Source organism: uncultured Caballeronia sp. (genome assembly GCF_964243625.1).
Classification (GTDB): domain Bacteria; phylum Pseudomonadota; class Gammaproteobacteria; order Burkholderiales; family Burkholderiaceae; genus Caballeronia.
In genome coordinates this window covers 1-6,866 of sequence record NZ_CAXTGZ010000317.1, presented here as the reverse complement: position 1 = coordinate 6,866, position 6,866 = coordinate 1, and the positions used below count along the sequence as shown (strand labels likewise).

Genomic DNA, 6,866 nt, shown 5'->3' with positions numbered 1-6,866 from the left:
CAGCGGCGCAGCGTTGCCGTTGCGCGGCGCAAGCATGGCGCGCACGCGGCCGGACGGATTGCCCGGGCCCGCGACGTCCTTGCCGGCCTTCGCCGTATAGAAGTCCTTCTGACCGTCGTAAGTAATCACGCTGCCGCGCACTTCGTCCTGCACCTTCGTCAATCCGGCGAGACGGCGCACGACGGCGCGCGTGGTGAGCGTGGTGAGATCCTGCTTGCCGTCGTAGTCGATCCGCACGGCATTGCCTTCGATGTATTCATCCAGGCCGTCGCGTTTCTGGCGGAAATACGAGAGATTGTTGCCCGTTGACGTGCCGGTGGCGTACTGATAACCCTGCGGGTCCTGCGTCACTTCCACGCGATCAGCCTTGATGATGATCGTGCCTTTGGTCGCGACCACGTTACCCGTGAAGATGTTGACCTGCTTCAGGTCGTCATAGGTCATGTTTTCGGCCGAAATATTCAGCGGTTTGTCGCTGTCGGCGCGTTCGGCATGTGCGGCCGGGGCGAAGCCTGCCAGCGGCAATGCCACGCAGGCTGCCGCCATCCCGAATTGCATGAGGCTTGCGGCGCGGCGCATAAACGCAGTGCGCGCTGCTCGCAGACGGCCTGGTTCGGGTCGGAGAAACGGTTTGTTCATGCAGTCACACTTGAATGGATTAAGCGCAATTCGTCGGAACTGCCGGGTTTATTTGGACGAGTTGTTCAGGGTTGAGGCGGCAATCTGGCCGCGTACCGTCCCGAAGAGCTTCATTACCCGGGTCGCGTTGTTGTAGTTCATGCCGTCGCCCGTCATCACCGACGGACCGCGCTGAAGTTTAACCGGCTTTTCTGTTTCGATGACATCGTCGTTCACCAGGATCCGGAAGTGCTCGGAATCCGCGGTCATCTGCGGGTCGCCAAAGCCGGCCACGCGCAACAGGTGGGCGTTTTCGTACAAATCGACGATCGATACATCGCCGTTCACCGTCCCGCGCTCCGAAGTCGCCGTAACTGTTGGCCGCAGCGGCTGGAACATGCGCATGGCGGGCTTCACCAGGTCGCTGTTTTCGTCGTCCTCGTAATGCACCATCGATATGGCTGTCAGCCGGTACTGCGTCGTGCCGGTGGTATCGAGTTCGGAGACGGAAAAATTATTGGCGAAATAGTCGGGCGCGTGTTCTTTCGGACGCTCGGGCGTTTGCGCCGGCGGCAGCGTGGCCTGCAGCAGCCAGTACGTGATGCCGGCAAGCGCCGCCATGGCGACGAGCGGCAAAAGTGAAGTGAGCTTGGTCGGGCGCGCCATGATCTTCAGGCTCCCATAGCCGCTGCAAGCAGGCCGTCATAACGATCTTGCGCGCGCAGGATGGCGTCGCAGACTTCGCGCACGGCGCCTTCGCCGCCGCGTTTCGATGCCGCGAAGTGCACGCGCTGCAGCACTTCCGCATGCGCGTTGGCGGGCGCCGCGGCGAAACCGCACAGGCGCATGACGGCGAGATCGGGCCAGTCGTCGCCCATGTAGCCGCATTCAGTCGCCGCGATGCCGGTGGTATGCAGGAGTTCGGCGAGCGCGATGGTTTTATCGGCGACGCCCTGGTGGAGGTGCGTGATACCGAGTTCGCCCGCGCGCGCCGCGACAATGCCGGAGTTACGGCCGGTGATGATCGCGGTCTGCACGCCGACCGATTGCAGCATCTTCACGCCGTGGCCATCGAGTGAATTGAAGGATTTCATGGCGTCGCCAGCGGCGGTGAAGAAGAGGCTGCCGTCTGTGAAAACGCCGTCGATGTCGAAAATCATCAGCTTCACGCGGCCCGCGCGCTCATGCGCGTCTTCGGTTGCGGCAATATCCGGCGTGAAAGACAAGGTCGACATCAGATTACCTTCTTGGAAAAGAGGTCATGCATGTTCAGGGCGCCGATCAGGATCGCGTTTTCATCGACGACCAGCATCTGATTGATGCGATAACGCTCCATCAGTTCCACCGCTTCCACCGCGAGATGGTCCGGACCGATGGTTTGCGGATGACGCGTCATCACGTCCGCCAGCGGCAGCGCGCGGAAGTCGCCATCGCGCTGGAGAATGCGGCGGAGGTCGCCATCGGTGAAAATGCCTTCGACGTGGTTCTTCGTGTTGACCACGGCCGTCATGCCCATGCGCTTCGCGGTGATCTGGAACAGGGCGTCGGACACGGTTGCGTCGAGCGACACGACCGGCACTTCCGGTCCGATGCGCATCACGTCGCGTACATAAGTCAGCAGGCGCCGGCCGAGCGCGCCGCCAGGATGCGAGCGCGCGAAGTCGTCCGGGCCGAAGCCGCGTGCGTCGAGCACGGCGACCGCGAGCGCGTCGCTCAGCGCGAGAACCGCGGTCGTGCTGGCGGTTGGCGAGAGGTTCATCGGGCACGCTTCCTTGTCGACATGTGCGTTCAGATGCACGTCGGCGAGTTTAGCGAGACTGGATTCGGGGCTTCCCGTGATGGCGATCAGCTTGGCGCCGAGGCGCTTGATGATCGGCAGAATGGCGACGAGTTCAGAAGTTTCGCCAGAGTTCGATAACGCGATAAACACGTCATCAGCGGTTACCATGCCAAGATCACCGTGGCTGGCTTCCGCCGGATGAACGAAGAAACCGGGCGTGCCGGTGCTCGCGAGCGTAGCCGCGAATTTGCGGGCAATGTGCCCGGATTTTCCGATGCCCGAAACCACCACGCGGCCCTTGCATCCGAGCAGGAATTCGACGGCGCCGGTGAAGTTGTCATCGAGTTGAGCGGACAGGCCTCGAACAGCGTCGGCTTCAATTTCGAGCACGGTGCGAGCCAGCGCGAGTGCCCGGTCGCCATTGATTTTCGCTATCATGCGCGGAGTATATCAAAGGCACCTTTATGCCGCGCCGGACGTGGCTGACGGGCTTTTGCCCGCCGCTTTTTCCGCGCTCATCCGCCCACGCAGGTCGGGCTTCCAGTTGCGCTGGTCGACAACCCGGCGCATGGATGAAGCCGATCCGCAATCCAACGACCAACGAGGATTCCAGACGGATGACTTCTCCGCTTGAAATGACGTTGCTGCTACTGCTGTGTTCGGTGGTCGGCGTCGTCGTGTTCCGCTTTTTCAACCTGCCGCCCATGTTGGGCTATCTGGCGGTGGGAATCATTGTCGGGCCGCATGCCGCGGGCATTGCGCCGGACAGCGAGCGCGCGCAGCATCTCGCTGAATTTGGCGTCGTGTTCCTGATGTTTTCCATCGGGCTCGAGTTTTCGTTATCGAAATTGAGATCGATGCGCAGGATTGTGTTCGGACTCGGCGCAAGCCAGGTCGGCGGGACGATCCTGCTTGCGCTGCTGTTTGGCTGGATTGCGAACTTCTTCACCGATATGTCGTGGGAAGCGAGCATTGCGCTTGGCGGCGCGTTGTCCATGTCGTCGACCGCGATCGTGTCGAAAATGCTCGCCGAACGGCTCGAACTCGAATCCGAGCACGGCCGCAACATCTTCGGCGTGCTGTTGTTCCAGGATCTGGCCGTAGTGCCGCTGCTGATCATCATTGCGGCATTTGGCAACGGAAATTCAAAGGAACTGGCGTTCTGGCTCGCGATTGCGGCCGTAAAAATCGTGGTCGCGTTGACCGTGTTGCTGTTCGTCGGCCAGAAGTTCATGACGCGCTGGTTCAACATCGTGGCACGCCGGCGGTCGCAAGAACTCTTCATGCTGAACTTGCTGCTGGTGACGCTCGGCGCTGCGTTCATCACCGATAAATTCGGCTTGTCGCTCGCGCTCGGCGCTTTCATCGCGGGGATGCTGATTGCCGAGACGCCTTACCGGCATCAGGTGGAAGAGGACATCAAGCCGTTTCGCGACGTGCTGCTGGGTCTTTTCTTCGTGACCACCGGCATGCTGCTCAATCCGCGTGTGATCTGGGAGCATCCGTTTCTCGTGGCCGGATTTTTCGTCGTGCCGATCCTGCTCAAGGCCGTGATGATCACCGGACTTGCACGGCTTTTCGGCTCACCGCCGGGTGTGGCAATGCGCACCGGCCTGAATCTGGCGCAAGCCGGCGAATTCGGTTTCGTGCTGTTGAACCTGATCCTCGATAAACATCTTGTCGAGCCCGTCTTGCTGCAGGCCATTCTTTCGTCGATGCTGCTTTCCATGCTCGCCGCGCCGTTCATCATCCAGAACGCCGACCGGATCGTGCTGCGGCTTTCATCGACGGAATGGTTGCGGCAATCGTTGCAAATGACGCGGATCGCGACGCAGAGCATCAAGCAGAGCGGTCACGTGATCATCTGCGGGTACGGCCGCGCGGGGCAGAATCTGGCGCGGATGCTGGAGCACGAGGGCTTGTCCTACGTGGCACTCGACCTGGATCCGGATCGCGTGGCGGCAGCGGCGGCGGCCGGCGAAAGCGTGGTGTACGGCGATGCGGGGCGGCGCGAGGCGCTGGTCGCGGCAGGTTTGCATCGCGCGGCGACGGTTGCCATCACGTTCGCCAACACGCCTTCCGCGTTGCGCGTGCTGCACAGCATTCACGAACTCGAACCGACCTTGCCGACCATCGTGCGTACCGTCGATGACGCCGATCTCGAGAAGCTGATTGCATCGGGCGCGACTGAAGTGATCCCTGAAATCGTGGAAGGCAGCCTGATGCTCGCCTCCCACACGCTCGTGCTGATGGGCGTACCAATGCGCCGGGTGGTGCGGCGCGTGGAAGAAATGCGCGATGAGCGTTACAGCTTGCTGCGCGGATATTTTCACGGCGCGGACGATTCCGACGACGAAGAACGCCGCGAGCAGGTGCGGCTACAATCGGTTCCCGTCGATGAAAACGCCGACGCCGTAGGCCGTACGCTCGACGAACTCGGCCTCGTGGAGGACGGCGTGGAAGTGACGGCGATCCGGCGTCACGGCATTCGCGGCGTGGCCCCCGATCCTGACACCAAGCTGCGTGCAAGCGATATTGTCGTGCTGCGCGGTTTGCCTGAAGCGCTGCAGCGGGCCGAAGAACGGCTGTCGCGCAATCGCCGTGCGGGCGCGGTAGCCTGACGTTTTTCCGGAGAGATAATGTCCTCATTCGCGGCGCCTGCGGCGTCCTCTTTGTCCGAAGCCACCGCTTTCATTCGCGAGCGAATCCGCACCGTCCCGGACTGGCCGCAGCCCGGCGTGCAATTCCGCGATATCACGCCTGTGCTGCAGGACCGGCGCGCGTTGCGCACGTTGATCGATTTGCTGGTGCAGCGCTATATAGATGCAGATATCGATACGGTCGCCGGGCTGGATGCGCGCGGTTTCATCATCGGGCCGATCCTCGCCTATGAGCTGAGTCTCGGTTTCGTGCCGATCCGCAAGAAAGGCAAGCTGCCGTACAAGACGCTGTCGCAGTCTTACGAGCTCGAATACGGCAGCGCGACGGTCGAAATCCACGAGGACGCGTGCAAGCCAGGGGACCGCGTGGTGCTCGTGGATGACCTGATTGCAACGGGCGGCACAATGATGGCCGGCAAGATCCTGCTGGAGCGCCTGGGCGCGGAAGTGGTGGAGGGCGCGGCGATCATCGATTTGCCGGCGCTCGGCGGTTCGAAGCTTTTGCGCGATTCCGGCCTGCCTCTGTTCACCGTTTGCGAATTCGACGGTCATTGACTGGAGCGTTTCGAACCATGCCAAATTTCCTTTTGTTCCTGGCCGCGTCCATTGCGATAACGGCGGCTCCCGGTCCCGATAACCTGCAGGTGCTCGCACGCGGCATTTCGCAGGGACGTGCAGCCGGACTTGTCGCGGCGCTTGGTTTTGCAGCAGGCATTTCGTTTCATACGACGCTTGCAGCGCTTGGCGTGGCAGCGTTGCTGAAATCATCGCCGATTGCATTCCAGGCCGTGAAATTCGCCGGCGCGGCGTATCTGATCTGGATTGGCATCAAGGCGATCCGGAGCAAGGGTTTGTCGAGCGCGCACGAACGGCCGAGCCAGCCGCTCATGACCGTGTTCCGGCAGAGTGTGGTCGGCAATCTGCTGAACCCGAAAGTGACGTTGTTTTTCATCGTGTTCCTGCCGCAGTTCGTGAATCCGCATGGCGCGCAAAGCGTGATGCTGCAGATGTTCGAACTGGGCGGCGTGTTCATGCTGCAGACAGTCGTGGTGTTCTCGGTGTTTGGCGTGGCCGCGGGAATGATCGGCGCGTATCTGAAGCGTCGCCCGAAAGTCGGCGTGTGGCTCGACCGGCTGGCGGGCGCGACGTTCATCGGGCTGGGGATTCGGGTGGCGCTGAAGGATTAGGCGCTCGCCTGCGCAGGGCCAACGAGCCTGCCCTTGTACAATTCCAGCCTTTGCGCCGCCGGAGGCCCCGTAATGACCTTGCCCGCGATCATCGCAGCGCGCCGTTTCGATGCTTCCGCGCATCTGCCGTTTAATATCGCCGATGAGCGGGTCGGCTGGATTCGCCGCGCCGACGCATCGGCGTTGAAATCGTGGCCTGACGTGTTCGAATTCACCGAAGCCGCGATTCATCTTGCAGCCTCCTTCAATAAGCTGGAATCCCGTAGTGCGGCGCTTGGCGCGGTTATCGGCATGCTCGCCGCCGATGGCCACATCCCCGGCTGGCGCAACGAAACCTACGCAATCCGCAATACCTTCGATGCCGAGCCGCTGGCGTTCATTGAAAGGGCGGCGTCGCGGTTCTTCGGCACAATGACATACGCGGTGCATTTGAACGGCATCGTGGAAGAGCCGGGCCGGGCGCCCAACCTCTGGATCGCGCGCCGCAGCGAAACCAAAGCAACCGATCCAAGCATGCTCGACAACGTGGTGGCGGGTGGTATCGGTTGGGGGATGGGGATCGAGGAAACGCTCGTGAAGGAATGCTGGGAAGAAGCCGGCATGCCGCCGGAACTGGCCGCG

The 6,866-nt window shown here is 61.8% G+C and carries 8 protein-coding genes; 4 read left to right on the top strand and 4 right to left on the bottom strand.

Going from position 1 to position 6,866, the window contains the following annotated elements:
• The 4 genes from lptA to kdsD all read right to left on the bottom strand — a co-directional run.
• Positions 1 to 639 (bottom strand): lipopolysaccharide transport periplasmic protein LptA (lptA, locus tag ACFFAR_RS20175; RefSeq protein ID WP_375508347.1); only part of this gene is annotated, 639 nt, incomplete at its 3' end.
• A gap of 48 nt (positions 640 to 687) precedes the next feature.
• Complete coding sequence (gene lptC, locus ACFFAR_RS20170) at positions 688 to 1,284, bottom strand: LPS export ABC transporter periplasmic protein LptC (RefSeq protein ID WP_061998372.1); 597 nt, start codon at positions 1,282 to 1,284, stop codon at positions 688 to 690.
• Between the two features lie 5 nt (positions 1,285 to 1,289).
• Complete coding sequence (locus tag ACFFAR_RS20165) at positions 1,290 to 1,853, bottom strand: HAD family hydrolase (RefSeq protein ID WP_086386421.1); 564 nt, start codon at positions 1,851 to 1,853, stop codon at positions 1,290 to 1,292.
• Complete coding sequence (gene kdsD, locus ACFFAR_RS20160) at positions 1,853 to 2,836, bottom strand: arabinose 5-phosphate isomerase KdsD (RefSeq protein WP_061998373.1); 984 nt, start codon at positions 2,834 to 2,836, stop codon at positions 1,853 to 1,855. The genes ACFFAR_RS20165 and kdsD overlap by 1 nt, the downstream gene beginning before the upstream one ends.
• 179 nt (positions 2,837 to 3,015) lie before the next feature.
• Here kdsD and ACFFAR_RS20155 point away from each other — a divergent pair, with 179 nt between their 5' ends.
• The 4 genes from ACFFAR_RS20155 to ACFFAR_RS20140 form a co-directional block, all read left to right on the top strand.
• Entirely contained in the window at positions 3,016 to 5,019 is a 2,004-nt protein-coding gene (locus ACFFAR_RS20155) for a monovalent cation:proton antiporter family protein (protein ID WP_062170405.1), read from the top strand.
• A gap of 18 nt (positions 5,020 to 5,037) precedes the next feature.
• Complete coding sequence (locus tag ACFFAR_RS20150) at positions 5,038 to 5,613, top strand: adenine phosphoribosyltransferase (protein ID WP_061998374.1); 576 nt, start codon at positions 5,038 to 5,040, stop codon at positions 5,611 to 5,613.
• Positions 5,614 to 5,630: 17 nt separating this feature from the next.
• Positions 5,631 to 6,245 carry a LysE family transporter gene (locus tag ACFFAR_RS20145; RefSeq protein ID WP_174364037.1) on the top strand — a complete coding sequence of 205 codons (615 nt, stop codon included), beginning with the start codon at positions 5,631 to 5,633 and terminating at the stop codon, positions 6,243 to 6,245.
• Between the two features lie 72 nt (positions 6,246 to 6,317).
• On the top strand, positions 6,318 to 6,866 hold a 549-nt coding region (locus ACFFAR_RS20140; protein ID WP_375508346.1), incomplete at its 3' end, for a DUF4743 domain-containing protein.

Bases quoted from the DNA above. Each gene is read 5' to 3' on its own strand.
- lptC (WP_061998372.1), bottom strand. From the start codon at position 1,284: ATGGCGCGCCCGACCAAGCTCACTTCACTTTTGCCGCTCGTCGCCATG.
- ACFFAR_RS20165 (WP_086386421.1), bottom strand. From the start codon at position 1,853: ATGTCGACCTTGTCTTTCACGCCGGATATTGCCGCAACCGAAGACGCG.
- kdsD (WP_061998373.1), bottom strand. From the start codon at position 2,836: ATGATAGCGAAAATCAATGGCGACCGGGCACTCGCGCTGGCTCGCACC.
- ACFFAR_RS20155 (WP_062170405.1), top strand. From the start codon at position 3,016: ATGACTTCTCCGCTTGAAATGACGTTGCTGCTACTGCTGTGTTCGGTG.
- ACFFAR_RS20150 (WP_061998374.1), top strand. From the start codon at position 5,038: ATGTCCTCATTCGCGGCGCCTGCGGCGTCCTCTTTGTCCGAAGCCACC.
- ACFFAR_RS20145 (WP_174364037.1), top strand. From the start codon at position 5,631: ATGCCAAATTTCCTTTTGTTCCTGGCCGCGTCCATTGCGATAACGGCG.